Below are 20,599 nucleotides of genomic sequence, written 5' to 3' on the forward strand. Positions count from 1 at the left end.
TGGCGTGCATCTGGCCGCCGGTGCAGTATGGCGCGCGTCAGGGCAATAGATTAAGCATCTCCGAGCGGCAGAAAAAGCGAAATTAATCGACGGTTTACGTCAGAATCTCTTACATGAAACCGATCCCGCCTTTGACCGCTCTGCGCTGCTTTGAGGCCGTCGCCCGGCTGGGCGGCGTCACCCAGGCCGCGCGCGAATTGCATGTCACGCATTCGGCGGTGAGCCAGCAGATCAAGGTGCTCGAAGATGTAATGGGCGTCGCGCTTTTCGTACGCGAGGCGCGCGGGTTGCGCCCAACCGAAGAAGGCCGCCTCTACGCACTCGATATACGCGCGGCGCTGCGTGACATCACACAGGCCACGCGACGCGCGCAGGCTCGTCCGCATGACAGCGAACTGGTGATCGCGACGTTGCCGTCGTTCGCGCAGCATTGGCTCGTGCCGCGTCTGCAGAGCTTTCGTGAAGCGCATCCGTACTATCGCGTGCGTCTTGCCACCGGCTTGCAACTCGAAGACTTGCGCCACGGCGTGAGCGATATCGCCATTCGTATGGGGCAGGGCCATTGGCCCGACGTCGCGCAGCAAAAGCTATTCGACGATGAAATGGTCGTGGTCGCGGCGCCGCATTTCGGGCTCGGGCCGGACGGGCGCTTTCCCGTCACCGCCGAAGACGTGGTCGCGTGTCCGCTGATTTCGAGCCCCGACGCGCCGTGGGGCGACTGGTGCGAAGCGGCGAAGGTCGCGCAGCCGGTGGCCACGCGCATGGTGTTGTCCGCGAACGACTCGAACGTGGTGATCAGCGCGGTGTTGCTGGGCCAAGGTGTCGCGCTGGAGCGGCGCAGCCTCGTCTCGCATGCGCTGAGCCGGGGCGAACTGGTGCAGATCACGTCGATTCGCGTGCCTTATCGCTACCCGTACTGGCTCGTGTGGCAGCAACGCGAAACGCTCACTGCGCAGCAGGCGCATTTTGCGCAGTGGATAGAAGGACAAGTCGACGCATATCTGCGCGCCGATGGTGCGCTGGCGTCTCAATAGCGGCGGGTGCCGGTTCGTTATTGCGCAATACGTGCGCCATACGTGCGCGATACATGCGCTATTGAGCGCCGGCATGCAGTGCCTCAATGAACCCGGTCGAGTTCAATCGAGTGCGGGCAGCGCGCGCGGACGGCGGTCGCTATCGGTAGCGACGTAGGTGAGGATCGCCTCGGTTACCTTCACGAGATCTTCCGTGAGGCTCATACGTTGCGCGTAGACCTCGACGGAAACGGTGACCGACGTATTGCCCGTTTTGACGATGTCCGCGTAAAAGCTCAGCAGATCGCCGACGAACACTGGTTGCTTGAACACGAACGAGTTGACCGCGATGGTCGCGACACGTCCATTCGCGCGGCGGCTCGCCGGAATCGAACCGGCAATGTCCACTTGCGCCATGATCCAGCCGCCGAACACGTCGCCGTGAACGTTCGCGTCCGACGGTTGCGGCATGACGCGCAGTGCGCATGGCTTTTGCGGGAGTTGGAGAATATCGGTCATTGGTACCCTGGAAACGCGTGTTGATCTGTTTGGCTCTGTCAGCCGGCCCGGCAGGTGCACTACGCGGCAACCGCTCCACGCAAGCTGCGGACATCGCCAGACTGCAAGCCCGCGCGGTCAACCTTCGGCCGGATGCCCGGATAGCCCACGAAAAGCGGCGCCGGCCGGCTTCTGCGACAATAGGAAGATCAGGAATTGTACGGGAAAGCGCCCAGCGAGGTTGCGCCACCAGGTAACGTGCCACGTGCACACAATGGCCGGCGTACCGCTGTGAACTCCGGCATTTCCACCTCCTCCCCAGCCGAATCCATGCGCCGCTCGCTTCCGTCAGAACCCTCGCCCATCTCCACCCAACCGCGCAACGACTGGCAGACGATCTTGTCGCTGCTGCCTTACCTTGCGACCTACAAGTGGCGCGTGATCTTCGCGCTCAGTTGCCTGATCGGCGCGAAGATCGCCAATCTTGGCGTGCCGATCGTGATGAAGCGTATCGTCGACAGCCTCGCGTCGGTGCAGCATCTGACCGCACTCGGCCGCGCGCACGATTCGCCGGGCATCGTGCTGCTCGGCGGCGTCGGCCTGCTGGTGGTCGCGTATGCGGTGGTCCGGCTTTCTACTTCGCTCTTCACCGAACTGCGGGAAATCCTGTTTTCGAAAGTGACCGAAAGCGCGGTGCGCCAGCTTGCGCTCAAGGTGTTCCGGCATCTGCATGGCTTGTCGTTGCGCTTTCATCTGGACCGGCAGACGGGCGGCATGTCGCGCGACATCGAACGCGGCACGCGCGGCATCACGCAGCTCATCTCTTATTCGCTGTACAGCATTCTGCCGACGCTGGTCGAAGTCGGGCTCGTGCTCGGGTTTTTCGTCGTCAAATACGAGGCGTATTACGCGGTGGTCACGTTCGTGGCTCTTGCGGTGTACATCGTGTTCACGGTGAAGGTGACCGAGTGGCGCACGCATTTTCGCCGCACGATGAACGAACTCGATTCGAAAGCGAACTCGCGCGCAATCGACTCGCTGCTCAACTATGAGACCGTCAAATATTTCGGCAACGAAGAGTGGGAAGCAAGCCGCTACGATGAAAATCTGAAGCGCTATCGCACGGCTGCGATCAAGTCGCAGCGTTCGCTGTCGGCGCTGAATTTTGGACAGCAGGCGATTATCGGCACGGGACTCGTGTTCATTCTGTGGCGCGCGACCGAAGGCGTGATGGCGGGACGCCTCACGCTCGGCGATCTCGTGCTGATCAACACATTCATGCTGCAGCTTTATATTCCGCTGAATTTTCTCGGCGTGGTGTATCGGGAACTGAAGCAAAGCCTCACCGACATGGACCGCATGTTCACGCTCCTCGGAGCCGCGCAGGAAGTGCCGGACCTTCCCGACGCGCCCGCGTTGCAGGTGAGCGGTGCGCAAGTGCGCTTTGACCGGGTGAACTTCTCGTACGAACCGGCGCGGCAGATTCTGCACGACGTGAGCTTTACGATTCCAGCCGGCACCACCACGGCGGTGGTCGGCCATAGCGGCTCGGGCAAGTCGACGCTCGCGCGGCTCATGTTCCGCTTCTACGACCTGGACCGCGCGACGGGCGGCGCAATTACTATCGACGGTCAGGACATTCGTGACGTGGCGCAGGCTTCGCTGCGTGCTTCGATCGGCATCGTGCCGCAGGACACGGTGCTGTTCAACGATTCGATCTACTACAACATCGCCTATGGACGGCCGTCCGCGACGCGCGACGAAGTAATCGCGGCGGCGCGCGCCGCGCACATTCATGAGTTCATCGAAGGACTGCCGAAAGGATATGACACGCCCGTCGGCGAACGTGGGCTGAAGCTCTCGGGCGGCGAGAAGCAGCGTGTCGCGATCGCGCGGACCATCCTGAAGAACCCGCCGATCCTGTTGTTCGACGAAGCCACGTCGGCGCTCGACTCGCGTTCGGAGCGCGCCATCCAGCACGAGCTCGATCAGATCGCACGCGAACGCACGACGCTCATCATCGCGCACCGGCTTTCGACGGTGGTACACGCACAGCAGATCATCGTGATGGACAAGGGGCGCATTGTCGAGCGCGGCACGCACGCCGAACTGTTGCGCGCGAATGGCCTGTTCGCTCAGATGTGGGCGTTGCAGCAGCAACGCGCGGCCGAAGCCCCGGAGTCGGCGGAGATTGTGGGGGCGGGCAATGGCGAGGCGTGAAGCGGCTGGCGGCGCGCGTAGGGCGCCGCGCGGCTGGAGCGTGCCCTCGCGCGGCGTCGCTCAGCGCTCGACCAACCGCTGATTCAGCGCCTGAAGCTGCGCCGGCGTTCCGACGTTTTCCCACAGGCCTTCGTATAGCTCGCCAGTCGCGAGACCGCGCGCGATCGTCTCGCGGTAGTACGGCTTGAGCGCGCGCCGCGTACCGCGCGGGAGATCGCGGAACATGCGCGTGTCGTAGAGCCCGATATTGCCGAACGTGAAGCGGGGCTCGGCGTCGAGCGACAACACGCCGTCCGTGAGCGCAAAGTCGCCGTTCGGATGAAACGCCGGATTGGGCACCATCACCAGATGCATGCCCGGCTCCGCCAGCGACTTCATTGCCTGCGCATGCGCATTCAATGCGCGATAGTCGAAATCCGCGTACACGTCGCCGCTTACAGCGAGGAACACCTCGCTCACGCCGTTATCCTCGATAAGCGGCAGCGCGTTGACAATGCCGCCCGCCGTCTCGAGCGCTTCGTGCTCGGGCGAATAGCGCAACTGCACGTGCCAGCGCGAACCGTCGCCGAGCGCGGCTTCGATCTGCTCGCCGAGCCACGCGTGATTGATGACAATCGTCTCGAAGCCCGAGCGGGCGAGCCGCTCGATCTGCCACACGATCAGCGGTTTGCCGCCTACTTTGAGCAAAGGCTTGGGGCACGCGTCGGTCAACGGACGCATGCGCTCGCCGCGGCCCGCGGCGAAAATCATCGCTTTCTTCAGAGACATTGTGTTGGGTTAGAACGTGTAGCCGACTTCGTTCGAGCGGCCTTCGAGTTCGTCGAGCAGCTTCGCGAACGGACGCAGCGGCGCATAACGCTCGGCCACCTTGCGCGCATAGCCGATGAAGCGCGGCAGATCTTTCATGTAGTGCGGTTTGCTGTCGCGATAATTGATGCGGCAGAACAGGCCCAGCACCTTGATATGCCGTTGCAGTCCCATCCACTCGATCTGGCGGTAGAACTCTCCGAAATCGGGATCGACGGGCAAGCCGGCTTTCTTTGCGCGCTCCCAGTAATACACGAAGCAATCGAGTTCGAACTCCTCGTCCCAACTGAGGAACGCGTCGCGCAGCAACGACGCGACGTCGTAGGTAATGGGGCCGTACACCGCGTCCTGGAAATCGAGCACGCCGGGATTGGCCTTGGGACTTGCTTCGCTCGCCGCGTTCGGCGCGGCGCAGACCATCAGATTGCGCGGCATGAAATCGCGCAGCATGAACGCTTGCGGCTGCGCCCGCGCGCTCGCTATCAGCAACGCGAACGTGCGGTCGAGCAGGCCGCGGGTATTGTCGTCCACCTCGCGGCCAAGGTGCCGGCCGATGAACCACTCGGGCATCAGCTCCATCTCGCGGCGCAGGAAGGCTTCGTCGAACGGCGGCAGCACGTCTTCGCGCGATGTGAGCTGCCAGCGGATCAGCGCGTCGAGTGCGTCGCGCATCAGCGTGCGGGCGCGGCGCGGGTCGTTGTCGTTTTGCGCGGCGGTGAGTGCGCCGAGGTACGACTCGGTGCCCAGGTCGGTGACGAGCATGAACCCGGCGTCGAAGTCGGCCGCCAGCACGCGCGGCACGTGCACGCCGGCGTCGCCGAGCAACTGCGCGACCTGCACGAATTCCCGGCACTTTTCGGGCGGAGGGGCGTCGACCGCGATCAGCGTGCCAGAGCTTCCGCCTTGCGCCGCCTTACCGGCGAGCCGGAAATAGCGGCGAAAACTGGCGTCGGACGAAGCCGGTGCGAGCGTGCCGAGATCGAGCGAATAGCGCGCCGCGTGGCTTTGCAGCCAGGCCTCGAGCAGTTCGAGGCGGCGGTCGGCGGAGTGGTGTGTGAAGTCTTGGGAAGGGGGCAGCGTCATGAAAACCGGCGGCAAATTCAGGGGGGCAACGTCTTGCCATATAATACCCCACGACTTTTTTGACGCGACTCACGCCAGCTTTCGCGTATTCCGCTTTACCGCCCGCCTCACCGTTCGAAGATTGTAAATATTGATGTGCAGCCGACTGTCACGGTCGTGGTGTGCAGGCGGTGGATCGTGACTGCAGAAGCTGACGGACGGGCCGATTCGCCAAACGATACATGCCGCCTAGACAGCTTTCCCAAACGATTCCCTCTTGTGCCGCGGTGCCGCGCAAAAGGCGGCTCGTCGCGGCGTTGATCGCCGTTCCGGGTCTCATGCCCGCGCTCGCTCACGCCCAACTGGCGGGCGAGGCCGCGCAGCCGCAGCCCATCGACCCGCCCTGGGGCATGCAGCTCGCCCCGCAACTCGAAGATCATGTGCTGCAGCCGGGGCAGAAGCCGGCCACGTTCGTCCTCGGCGATTCGACCAACGGCACGACCGATCAGGACATGGCCGTCAAGGGCTCGGCTGAAGTGCGCCGCAATACCGTCGTGATCAAGGCCGACGCGCTGCATTACGATCAGGACACGGACATGGCCGACGCATACGGCCAGGTCCGCATGAACAACAACGGCACCACGTTCGCCGGACCGGAAGCGCACTTGCGCGTGGATTCGAGCGAAGGCTTCATGACCGCGCCGAAGTACCACTTCAACGTAACGGGCGGCTCGGGCAGTGCGGAGCGTGTCGACCTGCTCGATAACGAGCGCTCGGTGTTCACCAAGGGTACTTACACCGCCTGCGCGTGCGCGGACGACCCGGCGTGGTACATCAAGGGCAGCGAATTCGACTTCGACACCGGCGCCGACGAGGGCGTGGCCCACAACGGCGTGCTGTTCTTCCAGGGCGTGCCGGTTTTCGCGTCGCCGTGGCTGTCGTTTCCGCTGTCCGGCGAGCGGCGCAGCGGTATCCTGCCGCCTACGTTTTCGCTCAGTTCGACGAACGGCTTCGAACTGTCGGTGCCGTATTACTTCAACATCGCGCCAAATCGCGATCTGACGGTCACGCCGCGCATCATTTCGAAGCGCGGTGTGCAGTTGCAGAGCACGTTCCGCTATCTTTCGCCTACGTATTCCGGGTCGATCTCCGGCGAGTTCCTGCCGGACGACCGGCTGACCAAGACGAACCGGTACGCGCTGTACATCCAGCACAACCAGAACTTCGGCAACGGGTTCGGCGGCTACATCTACTACAACAAGGTTTCGGACAACACGTATCCGGAAGACCTGTCGTCGTCGGTCAATCAGTTCATGAACGGCACCCAGCTCCTGTATCAACAGGAAGCCGGGCTGACGTATAACAACGGCCCGTGGTCGGTGCTCGCGCGCGAGCAGCACTGGCAGACGCTGACGCCGTCGGTCGCGCCGTATGGCCGCGAGCCGCAGTTGAACGTGAAGTACTCGAAGTACAACGTGGGTGGGTTCGACTTCGGCGCCGAAGCGGACTACACGAACTTCCGCATTACGACCGCGGACATGACCGAAGGTCAGCGGGTGCTGTTCAACCCGTACATTTCGTACTCGGTCGTCGGGCCCGGCTACTTCGTCACGCCGAAGGTGCAATGGCATTTCGCGTCGTATAACCTGCGCAACATCAGCGGCGACGTGCCGGTCGGGACGCCGAAGAATTTCACTGAATCAATCCCGACGCTGAGCTTCGACACGGGGCTCATTTTCGACCGTTCGGTCCGGCTCTTCGGCGAGGATTACATCCAGACGCTCGAGCCGCGTCTGTACTACGTGTACACGCCGTATCGCAATCAGGAGTCGGCGCCGCTCTTCGACACCGCCGAATCGGACTTCGGGCTCGCGGAAATCTTCACGCCGAACACGTTCGTCGGCAACGACCGCATTGCGGACGCGAACCGTCTGACCGCGGCCATCACCACGCGCTTCATCAACCCGGCAACGGGCGACGAACGCGCGCGTTTCGTGATCGCGCAGCAGTACTACTTCCAGGATCAGCGTGTCACGCTGCTCCCGAATCAGACGAGCACGCAAGCCACGCATTCGGACCTGATCGTGGGCGCGTCGCTCAAGCTCGGGGCTGGTTTCGCGTCGGAAACCGCGTTCCAATATAATGCCGACAACAATCAGCTGGTCAAGACGAGCGTCGGTTTCGGGTTCAGTCCGGCGACCGGCAAGGTGCTCAACGTCGGGTATCGCTACACGCGTGCGAACACCACGCTGGAGAATCAGCCTATCAATCAGGTACTGGTGTCGGGGCAGTGGCCGCTCACGCATCGGGTATTCGGGGTCGGGCGGTTCAATTACGATCTGGGGGGGCATCGGATCGTCGACGGGCTCGTGGGCTTGCAATACGACGCGGACTGCTGGACGCTCGGCGCCGGTATCCAGCGCTACGCAAACGGCCTGAATACGTCGGGGCAGCATCAGTCGAGCACGCGTTTTCTCGCGCAGTTGACGTTCAAGGGCTTGTCGAGCGTCGACAACGGGCTGATTTCCGCGTTCCGCAGCAGCGTGGCGGGCTACACGCCGCTGCCGCCTCCGCCGCCGCCCGAGTCGCGGTTCATCAATTACGAATGACGCTCGCCCGGTCGTTCATCGAATGCGAAAAGACGGGCCAGGCGTGCCCGACATCATTGGAGTATCTGTGGCAATCATGAAAAAGCTTCGCTTGGCAACGCTCGCGGCAGGTCTTGCCGCCGCGGCGTCTTTCCTGTCGGTTGCGCCGGTACAGGCGCAGGCGCTGGGCGGCAACCGCGGCGGCCAGACCGTCGACACGATCGCCGCAGTGGTCAACAACGGTGTCATCACACGGCGCGAGCTCGAAGAGCGCGTGGGCCTGATTACCCGACGTCTGAGCCAGCAGAACGCCCCGATTCCGCCGGCCGATCAGTTGCGTCAGCAGGTGCTCAACCAGATGGTGCTGGAGCGCATCCAGTTGCAGAAGGCGAAAGAAGACGGCATCAATATCGACGACGCAGCGGTGCAGAAAACGCTCGAGCGGCTCGCGCAGGCGAACAACCTGTCGCTCGACGTATACCGCTCGCGGATCGAGGCGCAAGGCGTGCCTTGGGCCACGTTCACGAGCGACGCGCGCACCGAGCTCACGCTTTCGCGTCTGCGTGAAAAGGAAGTGGACAGCAAGGTCACGGTGTCGGACGCTGAAGTCGCGAACTACATCGCCAGTCAGCGCGGCCCGAATGCCGGCGCGACGAGCGACCTGCACATGCAGCATATCCTGCTGAAGGCGCCGCTGAACGCGCCGCAAACGGATATCGAAGCGGCCCAGAAGAAGGCCGAGGCATTGCTCGCCGAAGCCAAGGGCGGCGCCAACTTCGAGAAGCTCGCGAAATCGAATTCGCAGGCGCCGGACGCATCGAAGGGCGGCGACATGGGTTTCGCCGCGCCGTCGAAGCTGCCGCCGGAATTCGTCAAGGCCGCCTCGGCGTTGCGTCCGGGGCAGGTCAATCCGGAAGTGATCCGCACCAACGACGGCTTTGAAGTCGTGCGTCTCGTCGACCGTCGCAGCGGTCAGGGCACGAGTTCGGACGCGCCGAAGCTCGTGCAAACGCACGTGCGGCACATCCTGCTGCGCGTGGGCGACGGCATGTCCGAGCCGCAAGCGCGCCAGAAGCTGCTCGAAATCAAGAAGGAAATCGCTGCAGGCGGCGACTTCGCGAAGTTCGCTCACACGTACTCGCAAGACGGTTCTTCGTCGCAAGGCGGCGACCTGGGCTGGATCAGCCCCGGCGAGACGGTGCCCGAATTCGAACGCGCGATGAACACGTTGCAGGACGGACAGATCAGCGACCCGGTGCGCAGCGAATACGGCTATCACCTGATTCAGGTGCTGGAACGCCGCGAGTCTGAAGGCTCCATCGCGCAGCAAATGGATCTTGCGCGCCAGGCCATCGGTCAGCGCAAGGCGGAGCAGGCTTACGCCGACTGGCTGCGCGAACTGCGCGACACCGCCTACGTCGAAGTCAAGCCCGATCTGTCTCGCGTTCAATAAACCTCATGAATTCCGCCGCCCCGTCAGCCAGCTTGCCGTTGCACATCGCGATCACGACGGGCGAACCCGCCGGCGTCGGTCCCGAGCTCACCGCGCAGGCGCTTGCGGGCGCGGCGGCACACTGGCCCGGCGCGCGGTTCACCGTGCTGGGCGATGCGGATCTTGTCGCCGAACGGGCGCGCTCAGTCGGCGTAGATTGGCCGGCGCTCGTGGCCGACACGTCGCACATTCAGATGCAGCACCGGCCGCTCGGCGCGCCGGCTGTCGCGGGCAAGCTCAACGCGGCCAATGGACGCTACGTGCTGGATCTGCTGGACAGCGCAATCGACGGCGCAATGGCCGGCACATTCGACGCGATCGTTACCGCGCCGCTGCAAAAGAGCACCATCAACGACGCAGGCGTGCCGTTCACCGGCCACACCGAGTATCTCGCCGAGCGCACGCGCACGCCGCGCGTGGTGATGATGCTGGCGGGCACCGGCGAGCGTCCGTTGCGGGTTGCGCTCGCCACCACGCATCTGCCGCTGAAGGACGTTTCCTCCGCGCTTTCGGTGGAGGGCATCGTCGAAACGCTGCGTATTATCGATCACGATTTGCGGCATCATTTCGGGTTGCCCGCGCCGCGCATTCTCGTCACGGGTTTGAACCCGCATGCCGGCGAGAACGGTTATCTTGGTCGCGAGGAAATCGACGTGATCTCGCCGGCGCTCAAGCTCGCGAACGGTGAAGGCATCGACGCGCGCGGTCCGTATCCGGCGGACACGCTGTTTCAGCCGCGTTATCTGGACCAGGCCGACTGCGTGCTCGCGATGTTCCACGATCAGGGCTTGCCGGTGCTCAAGTACGCGACGTTCGGCGAAGGCATTAACGTCACGCTGGGCTTGCCGATCATCCGCACGTCGGTCGATCACGGTACTGCGCTCGATCTCGCCGGCACGGGCCGCGCCGACGCGGGCAGTCTGATCGCCGCCATCGACACGGCCGTTCTCATGGCGCAACATCGCCGCGCGGGCTGATTCAACGTCGCATCGGCGCCTCGCGCGTAATCATTTCAAGGCAGTTTTCTTTCTTTAGCGTTTCTTCGATGTCCACCAGCAGACAGCAGCAGGGCCGGCACCAAGGCCATATCGCGCGCAAGCGTTTCGGGCAGAACTTCCTGGTCGACATGGGCGTGATCGATTCGATCGTCGATGTGATCGGGCCGCAGCGCGGCCAGCGCATGGTCGAAATCGGGCCGGGGCTCGGCGCATTGACCGAACCGTTGATCGAGCGTCTCGCGACGCCCGAGGCGCCCTTGCACGCGGTCGAGCTCGACCGCGATCTGATCGGGCGTCTGAAGAACAAGTTCGGCGAGCTGCTCCAGCTGCACGCTGGCGACGCACTCGCGTTCGACTTCGGCTCGCTCGCCGCGCCGGGCGACGAGCCGTCGCTACGTATTGTCGGCAATTTGCCGTACAACATTTCGAGCCCGCTGCTGTTTCATCTCACTGCGTTTGCGCACCGTGTGATCGACCAGCACTTCATGCTGCAGAACGAAGTGGTCGAGCGGATGGTGGCCGAGCCAGGCACCAAGGCCTTCAGCCGTCTCTCGGTGATGCTGCAATACCGCTACGTCATCGACAAGCAGCTGGACGTGCCGCCCGAGGCATTCCAGCCGCCGCCCAAAGTCGATTCGGCAATTGTGCGAATGATCCCGTATGCGCCGCACGAACTCACGCCCGTGGACCAGCGCGTACTCGGCGAAGTGGTGACGGCGGCTTTCTCCCAGCGTCGCAAGATGTTGCGCAATACATTGGCTGCGTTGCGCGATACCGTCGACTTCGACGCCATTGGCTTCGACCTGCAGCGCCGCGCCGAAGACGTGCCGGTGGCCGAATACGTGCGCGTCGCGCAGATCGTGGCGGGTAAGCGTTAAGCGTTAAGCGGTGGGCGCGGGGCGCTGGGGTTCGTGGGCTGAAGCGTCGGCAGGAGTTCCGAGCCGTTAAGCCGCGAGTTCAGGCGCAATGGTTCGAGGCGAAAGATCCGGCCGCTCACCGCTTGCCCGGCGAGTTGACCAGCGCGATGCCGGTCAGCACGAGTGCCGCGGCCATCAGAAATCGCAAGCTGAATGACTCGCCGAGCAGCAGCACTCCGAAGGTAACCCCGAACATCGGTGTGAGAAACGAGAAGACCGACAGGCGCGACGCGACATAGCGCGTGAGCAGCCAGAACCACACCAGATAGCTGACGAACGCGACCACCACCGCCTGATACGCGAGGCTCGCGATCGCCAACGGCGTAACCGTGTCCACGTGCGCCTCGCCGAACGCAAGCGCCAGCGCGAGCAGCACCACGGCGGATACCGCCAGTTGATAGAAGAGCGTCTTGCTTGCGCTGGAGTGCGCAAGCCGCGTCGCGCGCACCACGACGGTCGTCGCCGCCCAGGCGATGCCTGCGAGCACGCCGAGTGCGTCGCCGGCTACAGCGGCCAGCGACGCGCTGCGCGCCGTTGCGCCATGCAGGAAGCCATCCGCGAAAGCCAGCGTGATGCCGGCAAAAGCCACGAAAATGCCGAGCCATTGAATGCGCCGCATCCGCTCGCCATCGACGAACCAGTGCAAGCCCAACGCCGTAAAGCAAGGTGCGGTGTACAGAAAAACCGCCATGCGCGACGCACTCGTGAGTGTGAGTCCGAGGAAGATGCACACGAACTCGGCAGCGAACAGGACGCCCGCCAGCAGACCGGCGCTCAGCGTGCCGTCGTCGCGGAAAAGCGGCGTGCCGCGCGAGCGCGCCCAGCCCCAGACCAGCAGCGTGGCGATCGCCGAACGCAAGCCCGCCTGGAAAAACGGTGGCAACGCGGCGTTGGCGCTTTTGATCGCCACTTGCTGGAATCCCCAGATCGCGCACAAGCCGACCATCAGCAGGATGGCGAAGCCATCGGGGGCGCGGCGCGTGCGAAGGGCAGTGGTGCTCATGGCGTTGTGGTGACGAAAAGGGCAGGACGGGGTTGTCCGGCGCAGCGCGTACGATACCAAACCCGCCCACGCGTCCATTCGATGACCCCACCGCCTACGCGTGCTTCCGACAAGTCGCAAGTCATTTGCGCATTCCGGGACGCCTGCGCAACTCCCGCGCAACATCTATTTCTTACCATCCTGATTTCGCGCTAAGGTTCGACGACATGTTCTGTCGGTACTTTCGTACGCGCTGCGTCGCGGAATCGGGCTTCAGTAGCTTCAGTCGCTTCAGTAAGAAGCCGGCCACCGGGCGATGCGTCGCGTGAGCAGACAAACTCCATCCGCGCAAAGCGGAGCCTGTACGAGGAAACGGCATGAAGACCCTCAGCAGAGGCGCGGCGGTCGTGGCGTTGGTATCGTTCGGTTGTCTAGTTGCGCAGGCTCAATCGAGCGTGACGCTTTACGGCGTGGTCGACGAGAGCGTGCGCTACCTGACGCATGCCAACAAAGCGGGCGACTCTTCTCTCGGGCTGGGCACGGGCGGCATGACGCAAAGCCGCTGGGGGCTGAAAGGCGTCGAGGACCTTGGCGGCGGGTGGTCCACCTTCTTCAAACTCGAAAATCGCCTGTACATCAACAGTGGACAGAGCGATCCGACCTTGCCGTTCTTCAACGAAGCGCAGGTCGGTGTGCGCTCCACTTCCTACGGGCAGGTCATTTTGGGCCGTCAGTACAACGTGATGATCGAGGGCATCACGGTAGGCGGTTACGGCAGCAATCCATGGATTCCTTACGACTTCAGCTTCCAGCCCGAGGTGACGATGACGGGCGGCATCTGGACCAGTAATCAGGTGCAGTACCAGGCAAAGTACAACGGCTTGAGCTTCGCGGCGGGCTACGCGTTCGGCGGCAACGCCGGCAATTCGTACGGCAGCCAGATCGGCGCGGCGGCCGCTTATGCGCCCCCGGGAGGACCGTTTACCGTCGGCGGCGCGTACGAGGAGTCGAAAGACTCGGTCAACGGAGCCTCGGCCAAAGCGTGGACATTCGGCGGCTCGTACACGTGGAACAAAACGCGCTTTGCGCTGGGTTACATCGTCAATCGGGCCGACGCCGGTTTCTCCACTTTCGCGAACGGACCGTTTACGGCTGCCGCGCTGACCGCGCTGAAATACACGGACTTTTCGCGACGACGCATGTTCATGGGCGGCATCACGCAGCAGGTGGGCGACGCCTGGCACCTCGCGGCGAACGTCTGGCGCACGCTGCAGGACGGCAAGACCGCGGCCAAAGACGGTTCCGCGTGGCAATACCAGCTCGTCGCGGACTACAACCTGTCAAAGCGCACTGACGTGTATGTGGAAGGCGATTATTCGCTGTATCGCGGCGATCTGATCGGCGCGCAACTGCAAGGCGTGAATGGCGTCGGGCTCGCGCAAAAAGGCTCGCAAATCGGCTTGATGGCGGGGCTGCGGCATCAGTTCTGACATATAGGTGCAAGGCCGCGCGGCGCGCGCTCCACGGCGCCCGCTGCGCGCCGGCGTCCCTGCAACGACGGTCGATTCCGGGTACATTTACGGTCTCGACATCAAGCAACAGGGAGTACACGATGCGCCTGCTTCACACCATGCTCCGGGTCGGCGACCTGGACCGTTCGATCGCGTTCTACACCGAACTGCTCGGCATGAAGTTACTGCGCCGCGAAGATTATCCGGACGGCAAATTCACGCTGGCGTTCGTCGGCTACACGGACGAGCGCGACGGCACTGTCATCGAGTTGACGCACAACTGGGACACGCCGGCCTATGACCTCGGCAACGGCTTCGGGCATCTCGCCGTCGAGGTGGAAGACGCCTATGCCGCATGCGACAAAATCAAGGCGCAAGGCGGCACGGTTGTGCGCGAAGCGGGGCCGATGAAACACGGCACCACCGTCATTGCGTTCGTCACCGATCCGGACGGCTACAAGATCGAGTTCATCCAGAAGAAGAAATAAACGCCGGCTCCGGCGAGCCGAGGTCTCATTCGATCACGTCATGAACAACAACAATCCCTACTTCAACGAACTCGATGCTATCCACGTCGAAATTGAGGCCTTGTTCGACGGTTCCGCGGACGACCTCGCGCTCGAACGGATCATGGCGCGCTTCGCGCCGCAGTTCACGTTGATCATGCCGTCCGGCGCCGCGCTCGATCGCACCGCGCTGCGCGACACGTTCGCGAGGCTGCGCGGCGCGCGGCCAGGCTCGCAGATCGACATTCGCGACAGGGAGATCGTCGTCGAATATCCGTCTGGCGCGGTGGTGAAATATCGCGAGTATCAGCGGGACAATGCGGGCAATGCGAACGTGCGGCGCTCAACCGCAGTGATGGACGTCGACGCGCAAGGCAAGGTGACGTGGCGTCATCTGCATGAGACATTTTGCACGGAGTAAGTCGCGCGGCGTTGATCACTGTCCACACCGCGTCGGCCTCTCACGGCACTGCGGCAAGCGGGACAAAACGCCGGCTCTAGAGCGTCGGCAGCAGTTCCGGCGGATGCGACTTCAGCGTCTGCCGCGCTTCGCGGAATTCCGGAAAAATCGATTCGACCGTTTGCCAGAAGCGCGGGCTGTGATTCATTTCCCGCAGATGCGCCAACTCATGCGCGACGACGTAATCGATGATAGAAAGCGGAAAGTGAATCAGCCGCCAGTTCAGGCGAATCTTGCCGTCACTCGAACAACTACCCCAACGCGTGGCCGCTGAAGAGAGCGCATACGCGCGATAGTTGACGCCCAGCTTCTCCGCGTAAATGGCGAGGCGCTCGCCGAACACACGCTTCGCTTCGTTCTGCAACCAGCCTTGCACGCGGTCCTTGATCTGCTGCGGGTCCGCTTGCAGAGGCAGCGGCACTTGCAGGGCGGAGTCGGTCGCGCTAAATGCGAGCGTGCCTTGCGGCGAGCCGAGCGTTACGCGCACCGGCTGCCCGAGATAGGGCACCTCGGCGCCGTCTTTCCAGTCGACCTTCGGCAACGCGCGCTGTTCGACGCGCGTTTGCCATTCGATCAGCTTCGTGAAAATCCAGCGCTGTTTTTCGGTGATCGCGGTTTCGATATCGGCGAGCGTGACCCAACGCGGCGCCGTGATCGTGAGACCGGTGCTGTCGATTGCGAAGCCGATCGAGCGGCGCGCCGAACGCTTGAGCGCGTAATGCAGCGTGCGCGAGCCGATGACGAGACTGCGCAGCTTGCTGCCGTCCGGTGCAAGCGGCACCGCCGACTGCTGACCCTGAGGCGTTGCCGAAGGCGCGGACGGTGAAGGGGACGACGAAGTCGACCCCGGCTCTGCGAAGAGCGGGAGATCGAGTTGCCGGTTATCGAGCGCCGCAGCGGGCTGCGGCGTAGGAGACTTCTGCATCGGATTCGGCTTCGCGCAAGTACGCCTTCGAGGGCGTGGGCGCGTCAGATAGGTGCGGCGGCGGAACTGCTTCCCGTCGCGCGATACGCAGTAGGATCGATGCGACGCATTTCAGCTTCGATCCACTGTTCGACGCGCGTGTTCACTTCGTCGGGCGTGAGCCCCGTGGTCTCGATCGGCTTGCCGATCGACACTGTGACTATACCCGCATATTTGATAAACGAGTTGCGAGGCCACACGCGTCCGGCGTTGTGAGCGATCGGCACGACCGGCGCGCCCGTTGCAATCGCAAAACGCGCACCGCCGGTTTTGTACTTGCCCTGCTTGCCAGTCGGGGTGCGTGTGCCTTCCGGAAACATGATCACCCACGCGCCTTCCGCCATGCGTGCCTTGCCCTGCCTGATCACCGATTCGAACGCGTACTTGCCTTCTTTACGGTCGATATGAACCATCTTCAGGAGGCCGAGCGCCCAGCCGAAAAACGGCACATACAGCAACTCGCGCTTGAACACGTAGCACAGCGGCCGAGGCATCAAGGCGGGAAACGCCAGCGTTTCCCATGCCGATTGATGCTTCGACAACAACACCGCCGGACCGTTGGGCAGGTTCTCCATGCCCTCGATCTTGTAGCGGATACCGTTGAGCCAGCGCACCGCGTTGAGCGTTGCGCGGCACCAGCCGGCCGCCATCCAGTAGCGGCTATCGGCGCGCATGAACGGGAACGCAATGAAGCACGCGGTCGCGTACGGCACCGTGAACACGATGAAGTAAATCAGCAGCAGCAAAGAACGAATGAAGCGCATCGGCGTGGTCAGTAAGAGGTGGGGACTCGCGTGGTACGCATCACTCTTGAGCGTCGGCGAGGAAGTCGAGCGCGAACGCTCGCAGGTCGTCGTGGACGACGGTGCCATCCGGCAGGCCGCCCGCCGTGAGCGTCTTGCGGCCTTTGCCCGTGAGCACCAGATGAACCGGGTGGCCGAGCGCCGCGCCCGCTTGCAGGTCGCGCATCGCGTCGCCGACCACCGGCGTGTTCTCCGGGTCGACCTCGAAACGCTCGTTGATCATCTTCAGCATGCCGGGCTTCGGCTTGCGACATTCGCAGTGGTCTTCCGCCGTGTGCGGGCAGAAGAACACCGCGTCGATGCGCCCGCCTACGGACGCCGCCATGCGATGCATCTTGAGATGCATTGCGTTGAGTGCGTTCATGTCGAAGAGCCCCCGGCCGATGCCCGACTGGTTCGTTGCGACCGCTACGCGATAGCCCGCCTGGCTGAGACGCGCAATCGCTTCGAGCGAACCTGGCAACGCGACCCACTCGTCCGGCGACTTGATGAACGCGTCGGAATCGGCGTTGATCACGCCGTCGCGGTCGAGGATCACCACTTTTTTGGTCGGCATGGCGTGCGGCTCAGGCGGCGAGTCGGGAAATGTCGGCGACGCAATTCATCTGCTGATGCAGCGCGCCGAGCAACGCCAGACGATTCGCGCGCAGCGCCGGATCTTCAGCGTTGACCATCACGTCGTTGAAGAACGTGTCGACCGGTTCGCGCAACGCGGCAAGCGCGGTAAGCGCGCCCGTGTAATCGCGTGCGGCGAGTTGCGACTGCACACGCGGCGCGACCTGCTCCAACTGCGCATGCAAGGCCTTTTCCGCCGGCTCGAAGATCAGTGTGACCTGCACGCCGCCGGTAGCGGTCGCGCCTTCTGACTTCTTCAGGATGTTCGAGATGCGCTTGTTGGCTGCCGCGAGCGATGCCGCTTCCGGCAATGCCGCGAACTCGCGTACTGCATCGAGGCGCGCGACGATATCGTCGAGACGCGTCGGGTTGAGCGCGAGCACCGCGTCGATTTCGCCCGGCGCGTGACCGCGTTCGCGCAACAAACCACGCAGACGATCCATGCTGAAGTCGTAGATGGCTTGCGTCGAATCGACGACGTTCGGCACTGCGGCAAATTGCGCGTAAGCGGTGCGCAGCAGTTCGACGAAGTCCACGGCCAGTTGCTTCTCGACCAGAATGCGCAGCACGCCGAGCGCGTGACGGCGCAACGCGAACGGGTCTTTCTCGCCGGTGGGTTGCAAACCGATGCCCCAGATGCCGACCAGCGTTTCGAGCTTGTCGGCCAGCGCGACGACAGTGCCGGTTGCCGTACCCGGCAACGCGTCGCCGGAAAAACGCGGCTGATAATGTTCCGAGCATGCGAGCGCGACTTCTTCCGGCTCGCCGTCGTGGCGGGCGTAGTAGGTGCCCATCGTGCCTTGCAGCTCGGGGAACTCGCCGACCATGTCGGTGATCAGATCGGCCTTGGCCAGACGCGCGGCGCGCTTCGCGAGCGCCACGTCCGCGCCGATCAGTCCGGCGATCGCGCCGGCCAGCGCTTCGACGCGCTCCACGCGTTGCAGCGCCGAGCCGAGCTTGTTGTGATACACGACGTTCGCAAGCAACGGCACGCGGTCGGCGAGCGGCTTCTTCTTGTCCTGCTCGAAGAAGAATTTCGCGTCGGCCAAACGAGGGCGCACCACACGCTCATTGCCTTCGACAATATCGCCAGGCGTGGACGTTTCGATGTTCGACACGATCAGGAAGCGCGAGCGCAGCTTGCCGTTCTCATCCGTCAACGCGAAGTATTTCTGGTTCGTCTGCATGGTGAGGATCAGACATTCCTGCGGCACTTGCAGGAATTCGTCCTCGAAACGGCATGCGTAGACCACCGGCCATTCGACCAGCGACGTCACTTCGTCCAGCAGCGATTCAGGCATCACGACCTGATCGCCGTCGGCGTGCGCAAGCAGATGCGTGCGGATGGTTTCCTTGCGGTCGGCGAAGTTCGGTACCACACGGCCTTTGTGCATCAGCGTGTCGGCATACGAATCCGCGTGCTGGATCTGCACGAAGCCTTCGGACAGGAAGCGATGACCAAGCGTGGTGTCGTCTGCGTCGATGCCGAGCGCGGTGACGGGAACGATCTGTTCGCCATGCAGCGCGGTCAGGCGATGCGCCGGCCGCACGAACTGCACGTTCGTGCCGTCGGGGCGCTGGTAGGTCATGACCTTGGGAATAGGCAGCTTGGCGAGCGTTTCGTCGAGCGCAGCCTGCAGGCCTTCTGCCAGCGTGGCGCCCGGCGCGGCGTAGCGCAGGAAGAACGCTTCGGCCTTACCGTCCTGCGCGCGCTCCAGGTCGTTCACCGAAAAGTCGGGGAAGCCGAGCGCGGCGAGCTTTTTCGCGAGCGGCGCGGTGGGCTGACCGTCTTTATCGAGCGCGACGGAAACCGGTAAAACTTTTTCGCGCACGTGCTTTTCCGGCGCAACCGTGCGTACGTTTTTGATCGTGACAGCGAGGCGGCGCGGCGTCGCATAACGCTCGAATGACAGCTCGCCTTCGATCAGATCGCGCGCCGCGAGGCGCTCCGCAATACCTTCCGCGAAGGCGTCGCCGAGACGGGCAAGCGCTTTCGGCGGCAGTTCCTCGGTCAGCAGTTCGACCAGCAGGGTAGCTTGATGGGATTGAGTCATTTCTTGATGTTCTCGTCAGTCCGGGTCGATCTTGCGTTCGACTTTCAGCGGCGGCGCCCACGCGGGCATGGCGGCGTCCTGCTCGTCGGTGGTGAGGCCGGGCACGGCGTGCACCGGATTGCCGAGCATCGGAAAGCCGAGCTTCTCGCGTGAATCGTAGTAGGCCTGCGCGACCAGGCGCGACAGCGCGCGAATCCGGCCGATGTAGGCCGCGCGCTCGGTGACCGAGATCGCGCCGCGCGCGTCGAGCAGATTGAATGTGTGGCCGGCCTTCAGCACGAGCTCATAGGCGGGCAGCGCGATCTGCGCTTCGATCATGCGCTTCGCTTCGGCTTCGTAGCTGTTGAAGAACGTGAACAGAAGATCGACGTTCGCGTGCTCGAAGTTATACGTGGACTGTTCCACTTCGTTCTGGTGGTACACGTCGCCATAAGTGAGGCGGCGCGTTTCCGGGCCGCTCGGGCCTTGCTCCTCCCACTCGGTCCAGACGAGGTCGTAGACGTTCTCGACCTTTTGCAGATACATCGCGAGGCGCTCGAGACCGTACGTGATTTCGCCGAGCACCGGCTTGCAGTCAAGGCCGCCGACCTGCTGAAAATAAGTGAACTGGGTCACTTCCATGCCGTTCAGCCACACTTCCCAGCCGAGTCCCCACGCGCCGAGCGTGGGATTTTCCCAGTCGTCTTCGACGAAGCGCACGTCGTTCTGCTTCAGGTCGAAGCCGAGTGCTTCCAGCGAGCCGAGATACAGATCGAGGATGTTCTCCGGCGCCGGCTTCAGCACCACCTGATACTGGTAGTAATGCTGCAGGCGGTTCGGGTTCTCGCCATAGCGGCCGTCTTTCGGGCGGCGCGACGGCTGCACGTAGGCGGCGCGCCACGGTTCCGGGCCGACCGCGCGCAGGAAAGTGTGGACGTGCGAGGTGCCCGCGCCGACTTCCATGTCGATCGGTTGGAGCAACGCGCAACCCTGCTTATCCCAATAGGATTGCAGTGTCAGAATGATTTGCTGAAACGTGAGCATGAAGTGCCTTTCGGGCATGAGGCCGCGCCGCGAGCGCGTGCGCGCGCGAGGCGGCCGTGGAGCGAAGTGCTAAACCTGCGATTTTA

General features: G+C 63.3%; 18 protein-coding genes. 9 read left to right on the plus strand and 9 right to left on the minus strand.

Annotated elements, in window-relative coordinates; translation table 11 throughout:
- The first annotated feature begins 113 nt into the window (after window positions 1-113).
- Window positions 114-1,034 (plus strand): LysR substrate-binding domain-containing protein, encoded by a 921-nt coding sequence (locus J2W46_RS24000; RefSeq protein WP_310356766.1) that lies wholly within the window; start codon window positions 114-116, stop codon window positions 1,032-1,034.
- A gap of 102 nt (window positions 1,035-1,136) precedes the next feature.
- Here J2W46_RS24000 and J2W46_RS24005 read toward each other — a convergent pair whose 3' ends face one another.
- Window positions 1,137-1,532, minus strand: a complete 396-nt coding sequence (locus J2W46_RS24005; protein WP_087750867.1) for an acyl-CoA thioesterase — start codon at window positions 1,530-1,532, stop codon at window positions 1,137-1,139.
- Window positions 1,533-1,841: 309 nt separating this feature from the next.
- Between J2W46_RS24005 and J2W46_RS24010 the strand changes: the two genes are divergently transcribed.
- Complete coding sequence (locus tag J2W46_RS24010) at window positions 1,842-3,731, plus strand: ABCB family ABC transporter ATP-binding protein/permease (RefSeq protein ID WP_087750866.1); 1,890 nt, start codon at window positions 1,842-1,844, stop codon at window positions 3,729-3,731.
- 60 nt (window positions 3,732-3,791) lie between these two features.
- Here the strand turns inward: J2W46_RS24010 and murU are convergent, their stop codons facing one another.
- Entirely contained in the window at window positions 3,792-4,499 is a 708-nt protein-coding gene (gene murU, locus J2W46_RS24015) for an N-acetylmuramate alpha-1-phosphate uridylyltransferase MurU (protein WP_310356770.1), read from the minus strand.
- 9 nt (window positions 4,500-4,508) lie between these two features.
- Entirely contained in the window at window positions 4,509-5,621 is a 1,113-nt protein-coding gene (locus J2W46_RS24020) for an aminoglycoside phosphotransferase family protein (protein WP_310356772.1), read from the minus strand.
- A gap of 221 nt (window positions 5,622-5,842) precedes the next feature.
- On the opposite strand from J2W46_RS24020, the gene J2W46_RS24025 reads away from it, so the two are divergent.
- From J2W46_RS24025 to rsmA, 4 genes are all read left to right on the plus strand, one after another.
- Window positions 5,843-8,209, plus strand: a complete 2,367-nt coding sequence (locus J2W46_RS24025; RefSeq protein ID WP_204522780.1) for an LPS-assembly protein LptD — start codon at window positions 5,843-5,845, stop codon at window positions 8,207-8,209.
- A 67-nt stretch (window positions 8,210-8,276) separates the two neighbouring features.
- Window positions 8,277-9,641 carry a peptidylprolyl isomerase gene (locus J2W46_RS24030; protein ID WP_020069649.1) on the plus strand — a complete coding sequence of 455 codons (1,365 nt, stop codon included), beginning with the start codon at window positions 8,277-8,279 and terminating at the stop codon, window positions 9,639-9,641.
- 5 nt (window positions 9,642-9,646) lie between these two features.
- A complete protein-coding gene (gene pdxA, locus J2W46_RS24035; protein WP_310356779.1) occupies window positions 9,647-10,657 on the plus strand; it encodes a 4-hydroxythreonine-4-phosphate dehydrogenase PdxA in 1,011 nt (336 codons plus the stop codon).
- Window positions 10,658-10,725: 68 nt separating this feature from the next.
- Window positions 10,726-11,556, plus strand: a complete 831-nt coding sequence (rsmA, locus tag J2W46_RS24040) for a 16S rRNA (adenine(1518)-N(6)/adenine(1519)-N(6))-dimethyltransferase RsmA (protein ID WP_020069651.1) — start codon at window positions 10,726-10,728, stop codon at window positions 11,554-11,556.
- A 115-nt stretch (window positions 11,557-11,671) separates the two neighbouring features.
- On the opposite strand, the gene J2W46_RS24045 is transcribed toward rsmA, so the two are convergent.
- Window positions 11,672-12,598, minus strand: a complete 927-nt coding sequence (locus tag J2W46_RS24045; RefSeq protein ID WP_310356782.1) for a DMT family transporter — start codon at window positions 12,596-12,598, stop codon at window positions 11,672-11,674.
- 356 nt (window positions 12,599-12,954) lie between these two features.
- On the opposite strand from J2W46_RS24045, the gene J2W46_RS24050 reads away from it, so the two are divergent.
- The 3 genes from J2W46_RS24050 to J2W46_RS24060 all read left to right on the plus strand — a co-directional run bounded on the left by J2W46_RS24050 (window position 12,955) and on the right by J2W46_RS24060 (window position 15,015).
- Entirely contained in the window at window positions 12,955-14,067 is a 1,113-nt protein-coding gene (locus J2W46_RS24050; protein ID WP_310356785.1) for a porin, read from the plus strand.
- A gap of 122 nt (window positions 14,068-14,189) precedes the next feature.
- On the plus strand, window positions 14,190-14,576 hold the full coding sequence (gene gloA, locus J2W46_RS24055) for a lactoylglutathione lyase (RefSeq protein ID WP_020069654.1): 387 nt from the start codon (window positions 14,190-14,192) through the stop codon (window positions 14,574-14,576).
- A 40-nt stretch (window positions 14,577-14,616) separates the two neighbouring features.
- Window positions 14,617-15,015 (plus strand): DUF4440 domain-containing protein, encoded by a 399-nt coding sequence (locus J2W46_RS24060; protein ID WP_288824510.1) that lies wholly within the window; start codon window positions 14,617-14,619, stop codon window positions 15,013-15,015.
- 76 nt (window positions 15,016-15,091) lie between these two features.
- On the opposite strand, the gene J2W46_RS24065 is transcribed toward J2W46_RS24060, so the two are convergent.
- From J2W46_RS24065 to glyQ, 5 genes are read right to left on the minus strand one after another with little or no spacing between them, the layout of a single operon-like run.
- On the minus strand, window positions 15,092-15,979 hold the full coding sequence (locus J2W46_RS24065; RefSeq protein WP_087750858.1) for a M48 family metallopeptidase: 888 nt from the start codon (window positions 15,977-15,979) through the stop codon (window positions 15,092-15,094).
- Window positions 15,980-16,023: 44 nt separating this feature from the next.
- Entirely contained in the window at window positions 16,024-16,782 is a 759-nt protein-coding gene (locus J2W46_RS24070) for a lysophospholipid acyltransferase family protein (protein ID WP_310356794.1), read from the minus strand.
- 40 nt (window positions 16,783-16,822) lie between these two features.
- Window positions 16,823-17,377: a D-glycero-beta-D-manno-heptose 1,7-bisphosphate 7-phosphatase gene (gmhB, locus tag J2W46_RS24075; RefSeq protein ID WP_027777871.1), complete on the minus strand. Its 555-nt coding sequence runs from the start codon at window positions 17,375-17,377 to the stop codon at window positions 16,823-16,825.
- 10 nt (window positions 17,378-17,387) lie between these two features.
- On the minus strand, window positions 17,388-19,490 hold the full coding sequence (gene glyS, locus J2W46_RS24080; protein ID WP_310356799.1) for a glycine--tRNA ligase subunit beta: 2,103 nt from the start codon (window positions 19,488-19,490) through the stop codon (window positions 17,388-17,390).
- Between the two features lie 15 nt (window positions 19,491-19,505).
- Entirely contained in the window at window positions 19,506-20,513 is a 1,008-nt protein-coding gene (gene glyQ, locus J2W46_RS24085) for a glycine--tRNA ligase subunit alpha (RefSeq protein ID WP_310356831.1), read from the minus strand.
- Window positions 20,514-20,599: the final 86 nt, after the last annotated feature.

It is taken from the genome of Paraburkholderia strydomiana (genome assembly GCF_031456815.1).
GTDB lineage: Bacteria > Pseudomonadota > Gammaproteobacteria > Burkholderiales > Burkholderiaceae > Paraburkholderia > Paraburkholderia caledonica.